The sequence below is a fragment of the Streptomyces sp. ICC1 genome, assembly GCF_003287935.1.
In the GTDB taxonomy this organism is placed as follows: Bacteria; Actinomycetota; Actinomycetes; order Streptomycetales; family Streptomycetaceae; genus Streptomyces; species Streptomyces tritrimontium.
Map to the genome: position 1 here is coordinate 4176310 of NZ_CP030287.1, position 17747 is coordinate 4194056.

Here is a 17747-nt window from a genome sequence, read left to right on the forward strand (position 1 = left end):
GGGTCAGCTCCTCTCCGCCGTGCCACGGCCCTGCGGGGACGTGGGGGGCAGGGGGTCGGTGCGGGAGACCTGGGTCTCCGGATAGGCCTCGTGGCCCGGTGCGGTGGGCGGCGCGGGGACCTCGTCGACCCGCTCGGCGGCCTCGATGCGCGCCGCGCAGACCTTGTACTCGGGGATCTTCGAGCGCGGGTCGAGGGCGTCGATGGTCAGGGCGTTCGCCGAGGTCGGGACGGGCCAGTGGTAGGGGATGAAGACCGTGTCGGGGCGGATGGCCTCGGTGACCAGCGCCGGGAACACCTCGCTGCCCCGGCGGGTGACCACCCGTACGGGGTCGCCGTTCCTGAAGCCGTGCGAGGGGTGGACCTCCACCCAGGGGCGGGGGGTCTGCTCGACGAGGGCTCCCAGGCGGCGGGTCTGGTTGCCGGAGAGGAAGTGCGCGACGGTGCGGCCGGTGGTGAGGGAGAGGGGGTACTCCTCGGTGTAGGGGTCCATCGGCGCGTGCCACTCGACGACCTGCATGTGGACCTTCCCGTCGGGGTGGAAGGTCTTGCCGCCCTCGAACAGCCGGGGCGTGCCCGGGTGGTCGGTGGAGGGGCAGGGCCACATGATCCCGCCGGTCTCCTCGAGGCGTTCGTAGGTGATGCCGTAGTAGTCGTTGACCGTGCCGGCGGAGGCGATGCGCAGCTCCTCGAACACCTCCCGGGAGCCGGGGAAGTCGAACTTGTCGCCGACGCCGAGCCGGCGGGCGAGCTCGCACATCACCCACGTGTCGGTGCGGACCCCGGCGGGCGGCTCCTGCGCCTTGTTGTGCTTGACGACGCGGGCCTCCGTATTGGCCATGACGCCCTCGTCCTCGGCCCAGACGGTGACGGGGAAGACCACGTGCGCGTTGTTCGCGGTCTCGGAGAGGAAGAAGTCGAACTGCGCGTGGAACTCGAGGGTGTCGTAGCCCTGCTTGACCGTCGCGTAGTTGGGGAGCGAGACGAAGGGGTTGTTGCAGATGCCGATGAGGCCTCGGATCTCGCTCCGCTGCATCTGCCAGACCATCTCCATCATGGAGGTGCCGGCGAGCGGGAGTTCGGACTCCTCGATGCCCCAGATCTGGCAGATCTGGCGGCGGTGCTCCTCGTTCATGATGGAGCGGCCTCCGGGCAGGAGGTCGGACTTCTGGCCGTGTTCGCGGCCGCCCTGGCCGTTGCCCTGGCCGGTGATGGTGCCGTAGCCGGCTCCGGGCTTGCCGAGGTTTCCGGTGGCCACGCACACGTTGATGATGGACAGGCAGTTCTCGACGCCCTGCGAGTGGTGTTCGACCCCGCGCGCGTGGAAGGCCATGGCCTTGTCCGCGCCGGCGAACATCCGGGCGACCTGGACGATCTGCGAGGCGGGGACGCCGCAGATCTCCGCGGACCGGGCGGGCGGGTAGTCCTGGACGGTCTTCTTGACCTCGTCCCAGCCGGTGGTGTGCGCGGCGAGGTAGGCCTCGTCGGTCAGGCCCTCGCCGACGATCACGTTGAGCACGGCGTTGAAGAAGGCCGAGTCGGTGCCGGGCTTGATGGCGACGTGGACATCCGCGGTGCGGGCGATGGCCGTCTCGCGCGGGTCGACCACGATCAGCGAGGCCCCGCGGTCCCGGGCGCCCCAGATGTACTGGGTCATCACGGGGAAGCACTCCCCCACGTTCGACCCGGCGATCAGCAGGCAGTCGGTGAGGAGGATGTCGGAGAAGGGGTTGGCGGCCCGGTCGATGCCGAAGGCGAGCTTGTTGGCGCCGGCGGCGCTGACCATGCACAGGCGGCCGTTGTAGTCGACGTGGCGGGTCTTGAGGGCGACCCTGCCGAACTTCCCCACCAGGTAGGTCTTCTCGGAGTACAGGCTGGCTCCGCCGAGCAGTCCGAAGGCGTCGTTGCCGTGGGCGCCCTGGATGCGGCGGATCTCGGAGACGGTGAAGTCGAGTGCCTCGTCCCAGGAGCACTCCTTGAACTCCTCGTCCCGCGTGCGCCGCATCAGCGGCGCGGTCAGCCGGTCGGGGTGGTTGACCTGCTGGTAGGCGTTGATGCCCTTGGGGCACAGCCGCATCCGGTTGATGTCGTGGTTGCGGGGCTCGACGCCGAAGACCTTGCCGCCCTTGTCGACGCGCAGGTACATGCCGCACTGCACGCCGCAGAAGCAGCAGTGGGTGGGGACGAGGGTCTCGCCGTTCTGGTCGGCGTGCCATTTGTCGGCGGGGATGCCGCCGGCGTCGCGGAAGTTGCGGGTGCCGGGCGGGGCGATGGCCGGGTCGATGGAGATGGGTACGGGCCGGGACGCGGCCTTGGCGGGGTCCGTCGCGGTCACTTGAACCCCTTCTTGACGTGGGTCAGGTAGGCGCTGCCGCGCAGGACGCGCTTGCAGCGCGGGCAGTACTCGGCCCACGCGTCGAAGTCGAGCTTCAGGTCCTTCATCGTGCCGCGCAGGTTCTCCACGTACGGGGCGGTGTCGATGGGCTCTTCGCAGCGCTTGCAGAGGAAGATCTGCTCGTCCTGGCGGGCCGTGTACTTGAAGAGCTGCATGCCGACGGCGGCCGGGCGCTGGACGATGTGGAAGAACTTCCCGAACGGGATGTAGATGAGGGTGAACACCACCGACACCATGTGCAGGATCGCGAGGAACTCGTATCCGCCGCCGTGCAGGAAGATCGACGAGAAGGTCAGCAGCAGACCGGTGACGGAGATCACGATCAGGCAGATCAGCGGGAGCAGGTCGTAGGCGAAGCGCTGGCCGGTCATGGCCCCGCGGTCCTTCATCCGGCGCCACAGGAAGTACGAGGCTCCGGGGATGACGAGGACGGCGGCGATGTCGAGGCCGTGGAACATCAGCCAGCCCAGGATGTTCAGCGAGTCGAAGCCGAGGACCTTGATGCCCCAGATCCGCATCTCGTACCCGGGTCCCGTCGCGCTGTCCCCGGTGAAGGTGAACCAGCCCCAGGTCAGCGGGAAGGTGATCGCCGCGGCGAGCAGGCAGCCCCAGAACATGAGCTGGTGGGCGATCCAGCGGGGCCGGGAGCGGGCGCCGAGGAACTTCTGGAATCCGAGGTAGGTGGCGATCATCTTCGGCAGGGCGGTGGGTGCCTTGCGGAAGTTGTCGGCCGAGAAGAAACTGCCGAAGCCCTTCTTGAAGAGGCGTCGGGCTCCGGGGGCCGAGACCCACACCGTGTACCGGTAGGCCACGCCGAAGGCCAGGAAGACCGTGGCGACGGCGTACGGCAGCAGGGCGGAGTCGAAGTCCCGCAGCAGCCGGCTTCCGAGCACGATGGCGATGATGAGGAGGAGCGAGACGACGGTGCCGGCCAGGGTGGCCCGTGCGGTGACGGACCGCCCGGCGGGCGGCGAGGTCTCGGGCGCCGGTGGGGGCGGCGCGGCGTCGATGACATCTGAGGGCTCGGACACAGCACCACGCTAGGTGGTCTGTACCGATTAAGCCCGTTATGTAGAGCTCATCGGTGCGCCGTACGGGTGGCGGCCCCGGCGCCTCAGACCGCGTTCAGTCCCTGCGCGGCGAAGATCGCCTTCGCCTCGGCGACCTGCCCGGCGGTCGGCGACGGCGTGTCGTGGAGGGTGAACTTCATGTCGAGCGCCTCCCACTTGCCCTCGCCGAGCTTGTGGAAGGGCAGTACGTCGACCCGCGAGACGTTGCCGAGGGTGCCCGCGAAGGCGGCGACGCCCTCGATGTTCTCCCTGGCGTCGGTCAGCCCCGGCACCAGCACGAACCGCAGGTGCACCTCCTTGCCGAGGTCGGCGAGGCGGCGGGCGAAGTCCAGGGTCGGCTCCAGCGGGCGGCCGGTGACGTGCCGGTAGGTCTCGCGGTCCCACGACTTGATGTCCAGCAGGACCAGGTCCACATCGCGCAGCAGCGCGTCGGTGGCGCGGGCCCCGAGGAAGCCGGAGGTGTCCAGGGCGGTGTGCAGCCCGAGGTCGTTCTTCATCCGGTGCAGCAGCTCGCCCGCGAAGACGGGCTGGAGCAGCGGCTCACCGCCGGAGATGGTGGCGCCGCCCCCGGAGGCGGCGATGAACTTGGTGTACTTGCGGGCCTCGGCGATGACGTCGTCCGCCGAGGTGCGCTTGCCGTTGCGCATCCGCATGGTGTCGGGGTTATGGCAGTACAGGCAGGTCAGCGGGCAGCCGGACAGGAAGGTGACGAACCGGGTCCCGGGGCCGTCGACCCCGGTGGACAGGTCCCAGGAGTGCACCGTGCCCTCGCTCGGCCGCTGGGTCGCGGCGGCGGCGGGAGTCTGGCCGGCGCTGACGCTGATGGCGTTGGCGTGGCCGACGGGAAGGCTCGTACCGAAGAGGACGGTCATGGCAGGTGCTCCAGCTTCCAGATTCCGTGGACTGATCTGGTGACGCGCGGTCCCGGGGCCGGGTGAGGGCCGGCCCCGGGCCGCGCGTGCTCGTGGTCTCCCGTGAGGGTCAGAGAGAGCCGTGGAAGGTGCGGTTCAGCACGTCGAGCTGCTGAGCGCGCGTGAGGCGGACGAAGTTCACCGCGTAGCCGCTGACGCGGATGGTCAGCTGCGGGTAGTTCTCCGGGTGCTCCATGGCGTCCATGAGCGTGTCGCGGTTGAGCACGTTCACGTTCATGTGGAAGCCGTCGACCGCCATGTAGCCGTCGAGGACGCCCGCCAGGTTCTTGATCCGCTCCTCGGGAGTGCGGCCCAGGCCGTCGGGGGTGACGGTGTTGGTCAGCGAGATGCCGTCCTCGGCGTCCTCGTAGGGGAGCTTGGCGACCGACAGCGCCGAGGTGACGTAGCCGTGGGTGTCGCGGCCGTTCATCGGGTTGGCGCCCGGGGAGAACGGCTCGCCCGCGCGGCGTCCGTCCGGCGTGTTGCCGGTCTTCTTGCCGTAGACCACGTTCGAGGTGATGGTCAGGACCGACTGGGTGTGCTCGGCCTCGCGGTAGGTCGGGTGCTTGCGCACCTTCTTCATGAACTCCTCGACGAGCCAGACGGCGATCGAGTCGACGCGGTCGTCGTTGTTGCCGAAGGCCGGGTACTCACCCTCGATGGTGTAGTCGGTGACCAGGCCGGTCTCGTCGCGCACCGCGGTGACCTTGGCGTGCTTGATGGCCGACAGAGAGTCCGCGGCGACCGAGAGGCCGGCGATGCCGCAGGCCATGGTGCGGCGCACGTCGCGGTCGTGGAGCGCCATCTCGATGCGCTCGTAGGCGTACTTGTCGTGCATGTAGTGGATGACGTTCAGGGCGTGGACGTAGGTGTCGGCGAGCCATTCCATCTGCTCGTCGAACTTGGCCATGACCTCGTCGTAGTCCAGCACGTCGGAGGTGATCGCACCGGTGGCCGGGCCGACCTGGGCGCCGGACTTCTCGTCGCGGCCGCCGTTGATCCCGTAGAGCAGGGTCTTGGCGACGTTGACGCGGGCGCCGAAGTACTGCATCTGCTTGCCGACGGGCATGGCCGAGACGCAGCAGGCGATGGCGGTGTCGTCGCCGAAGCGCGGGCGCATCAGCTCGTCGGACTCGTACTGCACCGAGGAGGTGTCGATCGAGACCCGGGCGCAGAACTCCTTGAAGCCCTGCGGCAGCTGGGGCGACCAGAAGACCGTCATGTTCGGCTCGGGGGCCGGGCCGAGGTTGTAGAGGGTGTGGAGGTAGCGGAACGAGGTCTTGGTGACCAGCGGACGGCCGTCCTCGCCCATGCCGGCGATCGACTCGGTGACCCAGGTGGGGTCGCCGGAGAAGAGCTCGTCGTACTCCGGGGTGCGCAGGAAGCGGACGATGCGGAGCTTGATGATGAAGTCGTCGACCAGCTCCTGGGCCTGCTCCTCGGTGAGGAGGCCGGCCTCGATGTCGCGCTGGAGGTAGACGTCGATGAAGGTGGAGGTGCGGCCGAGCGACATGGCCGCGCCGTTCTGCTCCTTCACGGCGGCCAGGTACGCGAAGTACAGCCACTGGATGGCCTCGCGGCCGGTGGTGGCCGGGCCGGAGATGTCGTAGCCGTAGGAGGCGGCCATCGCCTTGAGCTCGGCGAGGGCGCGGACCTGCTCGGAGAGCTCCTCGCGCAGGCGGATCGTCTCCTCCAGCGAGCGGTTGCCCGCGGGGAGGGAGTTGATCTCCTCCTTCTCCTCCTTCTTGAAGGCGATGAGGCGGTCGACGCCGTAGAGGGCCACGCGGCGGTAGTCGCCGATGATGCGGCCGCGGCCGTACGCGTCCGGCAGGCCGGTCACGATGCCGGCCTTGCGGGCGGCGCGGATGTCGGGGGTGTACGCGTCGAAGACACCGGCGTTGTGGGTCTTGCGGTACTCGGTGAAGACCTTCTCCAGGTCGTCCGAGACCGGGTAGCCGTAGGTCTCCAGGGCGCCGGCGACCATGCGCCAGCCGCCGTACGGCATGATCGCGCGCTTGAGCGGGGCGTCCGTCTGGAGGCCGACGATCAGGTCCTTGTCGCGGTCGATGTAGCCGGGGGCGTGCGCGGTGATCGACGACGGGATGTCGTACGCGACGTCGTAGACGCCCTTCTCGCGCTCCTCGGGGAACTTGTCCGTGATCGCCTTCCACACGGCGGTGGTGCGCTCGGTGGGGCCGGCGAGGAAGGTGTCGTCACCCTCGTACGGCGTGTAGTTCTGCTGGATGAAGTCGCGGACGTCGATGGCGTCACGCCACAGACCGCCCTTGAAGCCGTTCCAGGCCTCGCCGTTCTTCGTGGTTTCCGCAGGGGTGGCAGTCATCGCCCGCACCTTCCGAGTCGCCTCATTGCTTGTATCCATTGCACGCCTTTTGATCGATCATTTGGCGCCGCGTTGGTCCTGAGCTGGGGCCCGAAAGTCCCCTCATCCCCGACCCCAAGGGTCCCCCATCCCCGTTGACCTGGCACTTTGAGCAGGCCAAAGGTCCCTAGTGCGCTTGTGAAAGCTTTCACAAGAATCTCGGGGAGGACCGCGCACGACCCCTACGGGAGGGCCCGACCGGTCAGACAATCTGAACCAGGGCGAAGCCTGTGGATACCGCGACGCACGTCGTGACCAGGCCCGGCAGCATGAAGGATTGGTTGACGACGAAGCGGCCGACCCGGGTGGTGCCGGTCCTGTCGAAGTTGATCGCCGCGATGAAGGTGCCGTAGGTGGGGAGGAGGAAGTAGCCGTTCACGGCGGGCCACATCGCGATGAGGAGCGGGGCCGGGATACCGAGGGCGAGCCCGAGGGGCATCAGCGCCTTGGTGGTCGTGGCCTGGCTGAACAGCAGCGCGGAAAGGAGCAGCAGCATGATGGCGAAGAACCAGGGGTGGTCCTGCGCGACCCCGCCGAGCGCGCCGGTGATCCGGGCCTCGTTGGCGCCGATGAAGGACAGTCCGAGCCACGACAGCCCGAAGACGCCGATGACGGCGACGAGCCCTGACTTGGCCACGTCCGTGCCCGGTATCCGCTTGGCGTCGACCTTGCACAGCAGCAGGATCAGCGCGGCCACGGCCATCATCAGGATCTCGATGGTGGCGGGCATCGACAGGGGCCCCTTGGCGGTCTCGGGCCGCAGCGCCGGGCAGAGACCGCTGAGGACGACGGCGACGGTCCCGCCGAGGAAGAGGTACGCCGACCAGCGCGCCCGCGGCCGCAGCGGCGGGGCGGCTTCGGCCGGGGCGGGGGCCTCGATCTCACCGGCGGCCAGGCGCCGCAGGTACTCGGCGTCCTGCCCGAGCTCCTTGCCGACGCGGGACTGCACGGTGGCGGCGACGAGCACGCCGAGCAGCGTGGCCGGCACGGCGACGGCCATGATCCTCGGCAGGTCCCAGCCGTCGCCGTCGAACATCACGATCATGGCGGCCATGGCGGCGGAGACGGGCGAGGCGGTGATACCGAAGGTGGCCGCGATGGAGGAGACGGCGATGGGCCGCTCCGGGCGGATGCCGCCTTCGCGGGCCACGTCGTGGATCACGGGGAGCAGGGGTTGAAGTGCTCTCCCGGCTGGAGCCGGGAGATTCCTGCTTACCTTGCGGCAGCGGGCTTGACGCGTTTGGCGCGCCTGACGACTGCCCTCCCGGCAGCCGGGATGAGCGCGAGGCCCATCCGGTACAGGTACAAGACGTTGCGAGCCGCGTTCCAGTCGGCGTTACCCGACCAGCCGCAGTCCGGGTTCTTGCACACGAACACGGCCTGGGACTCCCGGCTGCCGGGCGTGGTGAAGCCGCACGCCGAGCAGCGCAGGCTGGTGCCGGGAGCGGGGACCTTGTGCAGGGCGCCGCCGTACTGGGCGGTCTTGTACGCCAGCATGGCGACCGTCCGGCCCCACGCTTCCCCGCTGATGGAGCGGTTCAGCCCAGACTTCTGGGCGACGTTCCTCCCCGGCGCCTCGACAGTTCCCTTGGCCGACTTGACCATGTTCGTGATGGTGAGTGCTTCGACCACGACCGTGCCGTACGCGCGGGCGATGACGGTCGTCGTCAGGTGCTGCCAGTTCAGGGCCCGGCGCTTGGCTTTCGCGCGGAGTCCTGCGATCTGGTCGTAGGTGCGGTGCAGCCTGCCGCTGGTGCGCTCGCCGGGCTTGCGGTGCTGCTTACGTCGCGCGGCACGCTGCTCCAGGCGCAGGAGCTTCACCTGCTCCTTGCCGGTCAGCCACTCACCGTGCCCGTACGTCTCACCGTCAGAGAGAGCGATGGGCACGGTGATGCCCACGTCGATGCCGACGTCTGGCCCCTGGTGGGGCTGGGGCTTGCCCTCCAATGTCTGGACGCGGAAGGCGATGTGCCAGCCGAGCGCGTCCCTGATCAGCCGCGCCCCGGTGATCCGGTTCTCCGCGTTGGCGCGCTTACCCACGGGCAGGTCTTTGGTCCAACGGAAACGGACCCGGCCGATCTTCGGCAGGTTGGCCATGCCCCAGCGGCGGTGCACCCGGGTGATGTTCAGGTCCCGGCCCTGCGGGACATCCACGGACATCACCGTACGCAGCCGGCCCTTGAAGTTCGGGGCGTCGGCGCGGCCGTCCCAGCAGTTCCTCCACGCCTGGAAATAGGTCTTCAACACCGCTTGCGCGGCCTGCGCGGGAAGAACAGCGAGAAAGTCGATGTCCTCGCGGGCCTGCCGGATCGCGGCGTCCGCATGTCCGAGAGTCCGCTCTTCCTTCGGCATCATCTGCCACCAGGCGTGCAGCAGGTTCCACATGGTGCGGGCCGCATGCGCCTGATCATCCGCCTTGCGAACCCCGGCAGGCGACAGCGCGAGCCGGGCCCGGTGCCCGAACTGCCGCTTTGTCAGGGCGTCTTGACTCACAATCCGGAACCTAGCAGGGGTTTATGTCACCGCGCTGGAACCCTCATCCTGATGTACGGACCAGACGTCATGTTGTCCACAAGCTGCACGTTCACTTGGTTTTCGTCACCAAGTACCAGCGGAAGCTGAGCGAACTGACTGCGGGAACCTCGCAGGACCGGCGCTTCTCGGAGCTGCTGGCTGTTCTGGAGGCGGACCCCACTCCTCACCGCAGTGACGCCTGACGGGAGACGGCGGTCAAGGGACTGGCCAGGCGGGGTTCGCAGAAGGTGCCGTCGCGGAGCATCGCGAAGAGGACATCCAGTCTGTGCGGTGTTCCAGTGCGGCGCGCCACCAGCAATCCAGCCCCTCCGGCGTTTGAGGAGCGGGGGTCCGGGGGCTGGCCCCGGCAACGGCGCCGCAGGGGGTCACAGGCCCGGGCCGGAGTCCGGGGCCGGACCCCGGGAAGCCCGGGCGCAGGCGGGCGCCGCTCGCGCAGCGGCCCCGCACCACACCCGGGCTGACCAGCCGGGAGCACCGGTTAGCTGGGCGCTTCCGCGCCGGGGCGGGCGTAGAACCACCAGGCCACGACGACGCAGCTGGCGTAGAAGCCGACGAAGCCCCACATCGCGCTGGTCACGGCGAAGTTCGCGAACATCGCCGGAATGAAGAAGAAGCCGTAGGCGGCGATGGCCGCGGTGAAACCGGTCACCGCGCCCGACTCGATCTCGGCCTGCTTCAGCGCCTTCGCGTACTGCGGGGTGCCCTCCGTCAGGCCCTTGAGGTGCTGGCCGCGGAAGATGACCGGGATCTGGCGGAAGGTCGAGCCGTTGCCGATGCCCGAGAAGAAGAACGCCGACAGGAAGCAGAGGAAGAAGCCCTGGAAAGAGCCCTGGTCGGAACCGGCTGGGAGGAAGGTGATGACACCGATGATCGAGGCAGCCATGCCCACGAAGGACAGGATCGTCACCCGCGCTCCGCCGAACTTGTCGGCGATCCAGCCGCCGGCCCAGCGGGCCAGCGCGCCGAGGGCCGGGCCCATCCAGGCATAGGTGGCCACGGAGTACGCCGGGAAGGTGGTCTTGATCAGCAGCGGGAGCGCCGCGGCGAAGCCGATGAAGGAGCCGAAGGTGCCGACGTAGAGCCAGGTCATCACCCAGTTGTGCTTGCGCTTGAAGATGATCTTCTGCTGGCTGAAGGGGGTGGAGGCGACCTTCAGGTCGTTCTGGCCGAACCACGCGACGGCGGCGAGGACGATCAGGACCGGGACCCAGACGAAGGCCGCGTTCTGGAGGTAGATCTCCGAGCCGTTCGCCTTCTTCTGGCCCGCGCCGATCGCCAGGACCGAGGTCGTGATCAGGATCGGGGTGAGCAGCTGCACCACCGAGACGCCCAGGTTGCCGAGGCCGCCGTTGATGCCGGTCGCGTTGCCCTTCTCCTGCTTCGGGTAGAAGAAGCCGATGTTGGCCAGCGAGGAGGAGAAGTTCGCGCCGCCGATGCCGCAGAGCGCGGCGATGGCGACCATCGTGCCGTAGGAGGTGTCCGGGTTCTGCACCGCGAAGCCCAGCCACAGCAGCGGAACGATCAGCACGACGGTGGAGACCGCCGTGAAGCGGCGCTGGCCGATCATCGGGCCGATGAAGGTGTAGACGATGCGGGCGCTGCCGCCCGTGATGCCGGGGACGGCCGTCAGCCAGAACAGCTGCGACTGGGAGAAGCCGAAGCCGACGTCCTTGAGGTTGGTCGCCGTGATGCTCCAGACCTGCCAGACCACGAAGGCCACCAGCAGGGCCGGAACCGCGATCCACAGGTTGCGGGTGGCGACCTTCTTTCCGGTCGACTGCCAGAAGGACGGGTCCTCCGGCGTCCACTCCGTGATCGTGCGGCCGGGGCGGTACTGCGCCGGATCGGGCGCCTGCACGCGCCCGCTTGCCGCGCGCACGTCCTGTTGGGCGGAACTCATGGCGTGTCCTGAACGTTGGGATCTTCTGCTGATGGTCCTGACCTATTCAGCGTCCGCTTCCGCCGCCCCGCGCATCAGAGGCCAACGCACTGTGGGCGACGGGACAAGGTCCCGTCGCCCACAGTGCGTTGGCCATGCGCCCGCAGGGCCCTACGGCCGGAGCTCCACCAGCGGCAGGGACACCTCGGGGTCGTCCAGGCAGATGCCGGTGCGCAGGTCGAAGACCTGCTTGTGCATCGGCGAGGCCACGACGGGCACCCCGCCCCGCGAGCCCATGATCCCGTTGGCGATGACGTCGGCGCCCGAGAAGGGGTCCCGGTTGCCGACCGCGTAGACCTCGCCCGCGCGGTCCTTGAAGACCGCGGCCTGCGTGCCGTCCGCCAGCACCGCGGTGCGCCCGCGGCCCGGCTCCAGCGCGTCCGCCGCGGCCGCTCCCGCCGCCGTCCCGAAGTCCACGGTTCCGAAGCGCTCCAGCGCCGCCGGGTCCTCCAGGACCGCGGCCCACTCGTCCTCGTAGGCGCCCACGTGGCGTTCCATCTGCGCCTCCAGCTCGGCGCAGATGCCGAGCGAGTCCTCGATCAGGACCTCCTTGAGGTGCTCCAGCCCGGCCGCGCTCCCGCCGAGCCGCTCGAGCCAGGCCGCCGTGCGCTCCAGGCGCTCGCCGGTGCGGACGTAGTACATGAGGAACCGGTCGATCAGCGCGAACAGTTCGGCCGTGTCCAGATCCGAGGCCAGCAGGTCGGCGTGGCGCGGAGTGGCTCCGCCGTTGCCGCCGACGTAGAGGTTCCAGCCGTTGGCGGTGGCGATGACGCCGATGTCCTTGCCCCGCGCCTCCGCGCACTCGCGCAGGCACCCGGAGACGCCGCCCTTGAACTTGTGCGGGGTGCGCAGGCCCCGGTAGCGCAGCTCCAGATCGATGGCCAGCTGGATCGAGTCGCCCTGCCCGAAGCGGCAGAAGCGCGCTCCCACGCACGACTTCACCGCGCGCAGGGACTTCCCGTACGCCTGCCCGGACTCGAATCCGGCGCCGCCGAGCCGCCGCCAGATGTCGGGCAGCTGCTCCTTCCTGACGCCGAAGAGCCCGATCCGCTGCGCCCCGGTGATCTTCGTGTAGAGGCCGTAGTCCCGGGCCACCTCGCCCAGCGCGATGACCTGCTCGGGCGTGATCTCGCCGCCCGCGACCCGCGGGACGACCGAATAGCTGCCGTCCCTCTGGAGGTTGGCGAGGAAGAGGTCGTTGGAGTCCTGCAGGGCCGCCTGCTCGCCCGACAGGATGTGCCCGATGCCGAGGTCCGGGGCCAGGGTGCCCAGCACGTTGGCGACGACCGGCTTGCAGACGGCGCAGCCCTCGCCGCCCTCCCCGTAGGTCTCCAGGAGCTCGCTGAAGCCGCGGATGCGCTCGGTGCGGATCTTCTCGTAGATCTCCGCCCGGGTCAGGGTGAAGTGCTCGCACAGCCCGCGCGGCTTCTCGATGCCCGCCGCGGACAGTTCGGCGTCCAGCACCGCCTGCAGCGTGCCGATGCAGCCGCCGCAGCCCGTACCCGCCTTGGTGCACTTCTTGACGCCGCCGATGTCGGTGAGGGACTCCGCGACCACCGCGTCGCGCACCTGCCCCTTGGTGACGTTGTGGCAGCTGCACACCACCGCGTCGTCGGGCAGCGCGTCCGCGCCGGGCAGTGCCACGCCTTCGGTCGACGGCAGGATGAAGGCCTCCGGCGGGGCGGGCAGCTGCCGGCCGGCGTGCGGCTTCAAGGAGCCGTACGCCTCCGCGTCGCCGACCAGGATGCCGCCGAGCAGCGCGCCGTCGGGGCCGAGCAGGAGCTTCTTGTAGACGCCCTCGCGGGCATCGGAGAAGACGACCGAGACGGCCCCGTCACGGCCCTCGGGCGCGAAGGGGTCGCCGAAGGAGGCCACGTCGGCGCCCATCAGCTTGAGCTTGGTGGAGGTGTCGGCCCCGGTGAAGGTCAGCTCGCCGGAGCCCGCGAGGGCCTCGGCGACGGTCTCGGCCATTTGGTAGCCGGGCGCGACCAGCCCGTACACCTTGCCGTCGACGGTCTGCGCGCACTCGCCGATCGCGTAGACGTACGGGTCGCTGGTGCGGCAGTGGGCGTCCACGACGACGCCGCCGCGGTCGCCCACGGCCAGGCCGCACTCGCGGGCCAGGCGGTCGCGCGGACGTACGCCGGCCGAGAAGACGACGACGTCCGAGCCGATCTCCTCGCCGTTGGTCAGCCGCAGCGCCTGCGCCCGCCCGTCGGGGTGGATCTGCACGCCGGCCGCGCCGACGCCCGTGTGCACGGCCACGCCCATGGACTCGATGGTGGCCCGCAGGGCGGCCGCGCCGCCGTCGTCCACCTGCAGGGGCATCAGCCGGGGCGCGAACTCCACGACGTGCGTGGTCAGTCCGAGCGTGCGCAGCGCGCCCGCCGCCTCCAGGCCGAGGAGTCCGCCGCCGATGACGACACCGGTGCGGGAGCCTTCCTCCGCGGCGTAGGCGGTCAGCGCCGCGACGTCGTCCAGCGTGCGGTAGGTGAAGCAGCCCTCCGCGTCGGCGCCGTCGATCGGCGGCACGAAGGGGTAGGAGCCGGTCGCCAGCACCAGCGCGTCGTAGCGCAGCACGTCGCCGGAGCGGGCGGTGACGGTACGGGCGGCGGTGTCGACCAGTTCGGCCGGGTCGCCGAGCCGCAGGTCGATGCCGTGCCGCTCCAGGAACCCGGGAGCGACCAGGGACAGCTCCTCGCCGGTGGAGCCGGTGAAGGCCGCGGACAGGTGCACGCGGTCGTAGGCCGGGCGGTCCTCCTCCGCGAGGACGGTGACCTGCCAGCCGCCGCGCTCGGGGCGGGCCGGGTCGGCGAGTGCGTCGCGTTCGGCGAGCGCCTCCAGCAGGCGGTGTCCCACCATGCCGTGGCCGATGACAACCAGCGTCTGCCCCATGGATCTCACTCCGTGTGTCCCTAGAGCCGCGCGGGTCGCCGGGGGCCGGGACGGCCGGGGGACCTCACGCGTGCTTGTATTCCGACCTTTCGACGGTAGGTCCGCTCCACAGCCCCGGACGTCCGAAAAGGGCCCCTCGGTCCGGGGAGAGCGGCCTCTTCCGCACAGGACCTCTGACCTGCGACGCAGGTCCTTGGCCGGGCTCCCCCCGGCCCCCGGCGGGCCTAGCGTGGGAGGAGGACACCCGGGCGGGACCAGGGAGGCAGACCACATGCTCGTACTCGCCGTCCACGGCAGCGCGGCCCCGGCCGCCGCCGCGACCTCTCGCCGCCTGACCGCCGCGATCGAGGCCCTCAGCGGGGTCCACGCGCTCGTCGGCCACCTCGACGTGCAGCGCCCCTCGCTGGCCGAGGTCGTACGGGAGCACCCGCGCTCGGTGGTCGTCCCGCTGCTCCTGGGCGACGGCTACCACCGCCGCGTCGACATCCCCGCCGTCCTGGAGGGCACCGGCTGCGTGCTCACGGAGGGCCTCAGCGGCGAGCGCGACATCGCCGTCGCCCTGCTCGGCCGGCTGCGCGAGGCCGAGCGCCGCCGCGGCCCCTACACCCGGGCCGACGCGGTGGTCGTGGCCGGCGCGGGCTCCTCGCGCCCCGGCGGGAACGCCGGCACCCGGACCTGCGCCGCCCAGCTGGCCGCCCTGCTGGAGCACGAGGGCCCCGAGCCCGTCCCGGTGCTCCCCGCCTACCTCACCTCCGCCGGGCCGACCGTCCCCGAGGCGCTGGCCTCCCTCCAGGCCGCCGGGTACCGCCGGATCGCGGTGGCCGCGCACCTGCTGGCCCCCGGACGCTTCACGCACGCCCTGAACGGCTCGGCCGCCTGGACGGTCTCGGAGCCGCTGGCCGACCATCCGCGCCTGGCCCGGCTCGTCATCGGGAGGTACGAGTCCGCCCGGGGCACACGGGCCCTGAGGGCCGCGCGCCTCGCCTGCTGAGCCCCGCGGGACTGCTGTCCTGGACGGCATGGCTCTGGCTTACGTACCCATGACCGCCCGCAGCCGGGACGAGGGCCACCGCGCCGCGACCCCGCTGGAACTCTTCTTCGACCTCTGCTTCGTCGTCGCGATCGCGCAGGCGGGCGCCGCCCTCGTGCACGCCCTGGCCGAAGGCCATCCCGGCACCGGCGTGGTCAGCTACTTCTTCGTCTTCTTCGGCGTGTGGTGGGCGTGGATGAACTTCACGTGGTTCGCCTCCGCCTACGACTGCGACGACGTGCCCTACCGGATCGCCACGCTCGTCCAGATCGCCGGCGTGCTCGTCTACGCGGCGGGCGTGAGCCGAGCCTTCGACCAGGACGACTGGACGACGGCCGTCATCGGCTACCTGATCATGCGCGTCGCGCTCACCGCCCAGTGGCTGCGGGCCGCCGCCGGCGAGCGCGGCGCGGCCCGGGCGGCGGCCCTGAAGTACGCGGCCGGGCTGGTCGTCTGCCAGGCCGGCTGGGTGGCGCTGCTGTTCGCCCCGGACGGCGCCAAACGCTGGCTGTTCCTGATCCTGGTCGTCGCGGAACTGCTGGTCCCCGTGGTGGCCGAGCACGGTCACCAGACGCCGTGGCACGCCCACCACATCGTGGAGCGGTACGGCCTGTTCACGATCATCGTGCTGGGCGAGACGATCTCGGCGAGCACGGTGGCCGTGAAGTCGGCGCTCGACGAGCACGAGGCCCTGGGCGAACTGCTGCCCATCGCCGGCGGCGGGCTGCTGATCGTCTTCGCCGCCTGGTGGATCTACTTCGCGGTGCCGATGCACGAGCACCTGACCTCCAACCGGGAGGCGATCCCGTGGGGTTACGGGCACTTTCTGATCTTCGCCTCGGGCGCGGCGATCGGCGCGGGCATCGAGGTCGCGGTCGAGCACGCGGTCGGCCTGGGGGTCCCCCCGGACGGAGTCTGGGGGATGCACATCTCACAGCTCGCCGCGAACGCCTCCGTCACCGTCGCCACGGCGGTCTTCCTGCTGATGGTCTGGCTGCTGCACTCCCGCCACTTCAAGCGGGGCCCCGCCCAGCAGCTGACCCTGCCCCTCTCCGCCCTCGCGGTGCTCGCCTGCACCTGGGCGGGCCCGTACGCCGTCCTGTACGCGGGCCTGGTCGCGGCGGCGACGGTCGTGGTCGGCACGGTCCTGGCCGCCCACACCCCGCCCGGTCCCGCCGAATCCGGCCCCGCCGGCGGGTGAGGCGCGGGGTCCGGGTCGGAGCCCCGGCAACGGCGCCGCGCCGGACCGTCACTCCGGCGCCGCCCCCGCCGTTCTCCAGCGCAGGAAGACGCGTCGCAACTGGAGGCAGGCCATGACACTCCCGGCACAACGGCACGGCGCGGGCGGCGACCCCGGCGGGGAACTGGCCGATCCCGCCTTCTGGCAGGCGCCGCCCGCCCACCGGCTGGCCGCCTTCGCCCGCCTGCGGGCCCTGGACGCCCCCGTGTTCGTCCCCGAGGGGGCCGGGCACTGGGCCCTCGTACGGCACGCGGACGTCCAGGAGGCGAGCCGGCTCCCCAAGGTGTTCGCCAGCGCGCCCGGGGTGACCACGCCCGAGCCGGCCCGGTGGGTGCGGGCGCTGTTCGGGGACTCGATGGTCAATCTGGACGGCCCCGATCACGCGCAGCTGCGCAAGATCGTGCAGCGGGCCTTCACGCCCCGGCTGCTGGCGGCGGCCGAGGAGGACATCCACGCGGTGGCGGCGCGCATCGTGGACGACGTACTGGACGCGCGGCCGGACGAGTTCGTCTCGGCGGTGGCCTCGCGGCTGCCCCTGGAGGTCATCTGCAACATGATGGGCATCCCGGAGCGCCACCGCGCCGAGATCGCCGACCGCGTCAACCACGCCTCCGAGCACATCGGCGTGGAGCGGGGCCTGGCGGCCCGGCTGCGGATGCCCGGGCGCGGGCTGCGGGCCCTGGCCAGGATGCAGCGGATGGTGGCGGGCATCGGGCGCGAGCGGCGCAAGAACCCGACGGACGACCTGATCTCGGCGCTGGTCACCGCGAACGTGGACGGACAGGCCCTGGGAGCCCGCCAGCTCGGCGCCTTCTTCTCGCTGCTGATGGTGGCCGGGGTGGAGACCACCCGCAACGCCATCACCCACGGCCTGACCCTGCTGACCGACAACCCGGACCAACGCGACCTGCTGCTCGAAGACTTCGAGGCGCACGCGGACGGCGCGGTGGACGAGATGATCCGCCACTCCACGCCGATCATCCAGTTCCGTCGGACGGTCGTCGCCGAACACACCCTGGGCGGGCACCTGTTCGCTCCCGGCGACAAGGTGGTGCTGTACTACGCCTCCGCCAATCGCGACGAGGCGGTCTTCCCCGACCCGGACGCCTTCGACATCACCCGCTCCCCCAACCCCCACCTGGGGTTCGGCGGCGGCGGACCGCACTTCTGCCTGGGCGCGCACCTGGCCCGGGTGGAGATGAAGGCGCTCTTCCGCGAGCTGCTGACCCGCCCGGTCGGCCTGCGGGCGGTCGGCCTGCCCGATCTCGCGGGATCCAGCTTCGACAACCGGGTCCGCTCGCTGCGCTTCGCGTTCGAGCAGCCTTAGGCCGAAGGCGAAGTCCCCGCGCGGAC

11 protein-coding genes are annotated in these 17747 nt (G+C 70.6%); 3 read left to right on the forward strand and 8 right to left on the reverse strand.

The genetic code is table 11. From position 1 onward, the window contains the following. Window positions 1-3: 3 nt before the first annotated feature. The 8 genes from DRB96_RS19770 to nirB all read right to left on the reverse strand — a co-directional run bounded on the left by DRB96_RS19770 (window position 4) and on the right by nirB (window position 14124). Window positions 4-2334: a molybdopterin oxidoreductase family protein gene (locus tag DRB96_RS19770; RefSeq protein WP_204357779.1), complete on the reverse strand. Its 2331-nt coding sequence runs from the start codon at window positions 2332-2334 to the stop codon at window positions 4-6. Then, window positions 2331-3425: an MFS transporter gene (locus DRB96_RS19775; protein ID WP_112449642.1), complete on the reverse strand. Its 1095-nt coding sequence runs from the start codon at window positions 3423-3425 to the stop codon at window positions 2331-2333. Before DRB96_RS19775 ends, DRB96_RS19770 begins: the two co-directional genes overlap by 4 nt. A gap of 83 nt (window positions 3426-3508) precedes the next feature. Further along, a complete protein-coding gene (gene pflA, locus DRB96_RS19780; protein WP_112449643.1) occupies window positions 3509-4336 on the reverse strand; it encodes a pyruvate formate-lyase-activating protein in 828 nt (275 codons plus the stop codon). A gap of 109 nt (window positions 4337-4445) precedes the next feature. After that, entirely contained in the window at window positions 4446-6716 is a 2271-nt protein-coding gene (pflB, locus tag DRB96_RS19785; protein WP_112449644.1) for a formate C-acetyltransferase, read from the reverse strand. A 241-nt stretch (window positions 6717-6957) separates the two neighbouring features. Continuing rightward, window positions 6958-8085: an anaerobic C4-dicarboxylate transporter gene (locus tag DRB96_RS19790; protein ID WP_275432079.1), complete on the reverse strand. Its 1128-nt coding sequence runs from the start codon at window positions 8083-8085 to the stop codon at window positions 6958-6960. Next, window positions 7968-9248: an RNA-guided endonuclease TnpB family protein gene (locus DRB96_RS19795; RefSeq protein ID WP_112449646.1), complete on the reverse strand. Its 1281-nt coding sequence runs from the start codon at window positions 9246-9248 to the stop codon at window positions 7968-7970. The genes DRB96_RS19790 and DRB96_RS19795 overlap by 118 nt, the downstream gene beginning before the upstream one ends. A 520-nt stretch (window positions 9249-9768) precedes the next feature. Next, window positions 9769-11190 (reverse strand): MFS transporter, encoded by a 1422-nt coding sequence (locus DRB96_RS19805; RefSeq protein WP_239516112.1) that lies wholly within the window; start codon window positions 11188-11190, stop codon window positions 9769-9771. A gap of 150 nt (window positions 11191-11340) precedes the next feature. Further along, on the reverse strand, window positions 11341-14124 hold the full coding sequence (gene nirB / locus DRB96_RS19810) for a nitrite reductase large subunit NirB (protein WP_112449648.1): 2784 nt from the start codon (window positions 14122-14124) through the stop codon (window positions 11341-11343). Window positions 14125-14395: 271 nt separating this feature from the next. Here nirB and DRB96_RS43085 point away from each other — a divergent pair, with 271 nt between their 5' ends. The 3 genes from DRB96_RS43085 to DRB96_RS19830 all read left to right on the forward strand — a co-directional run bounded on the left by DRB96_RS43085 (window position 14396) and on the right by DRB96_RS19830 (window position 17721). Next, window positions 14396-15115, forward strand: coding sequence for a CbiX/SirB N-terminal domain-containing protein (locus DRB96_RS43085; RefSeq protein WP_162688559.1), 720 nt, complete (start codon window positions 14396-14398; stop codon window positions 15113-15115). A gap of 28 nt (window positions 15116-15143) precedes the next feature. Beyond that, window positions 15144-16355: a low temperature requirement protein A gene (locus tag DRB96_RS19825; protein WP_112449650.1), complete on the forward strand. Its 1212-nt coding sequence runs from the start codon at window positions 15144-15146 to the stop codon at window positions 16353-16355. A gap of 112 nt (window positions 16356-16467) precedes the next feature. Then, complete coding sequence (locus DRB96_RS19830) at window positions 16468-17721, forward strand: cytochrome P450 (RefSeq protein WP_112449651.1); 1254 nt, start codon at window positions 16468-16470, stop codon at window positions 17719-17721. Window positions 17722-17747: the final 26 nt, after the last annotated feature.

What these genes read in the sequence shown, in the direction of transcription:
- pflA (WP_112449643.1), bottom strand. Translation starts at nt 4,336, where the DNA reads ATGACCGTCCTCTTCGGTACGAGCCTTCCCGTCGGCCACGCCAACGCC.
- pflB (WP_112449644.1), bottom strand. Translation starts at nt 6,716, where the DNA reads ATGACTGCCACCCCTGCGGAAACCACGAAGAACGGCGAGGCCTGGAAC.
- DRB96_RS19805 (WP_239516112.1), bottom strand. Translation starts at nt 11,190, where the DNA reads ATGAGTTCCGCCCAACAGGACGTGCGCGCGGCAAGCGGGCGCGTGCAG.
- nirB (WP_112449648.1), bottom strand. Translation starts at nt 14,124, where the DNA reads ATGGGGCAGACGCTGGTTGTCATCGGCCACGGCATGGTGGGACACCGC.
- DRB96_RS43085 (WP_162688559.1), top strand. Translation starts at nt 14,396, where the DNA reads ATGCTCGTACTCGCCGTCCACGGCAGCGCGGCCCCGGCCGCCGCCGCG.
- DRB96_RS19825 (WP_112449650.1), top strand. Translation starts at nt 15,144, where the DNA reads ATGGCTCTGGCTTACGTACCCATGACCGCCCGCAGCCGGGACGAGGGC.
- DRB96_RS19830 (WP_112449651.1), top strand. Translation starts at nt 16,468, where the DNA reads ATGACACTCCCGGCACAACGGCACGGCGCGGGCGGCGACCCCGGCGGG.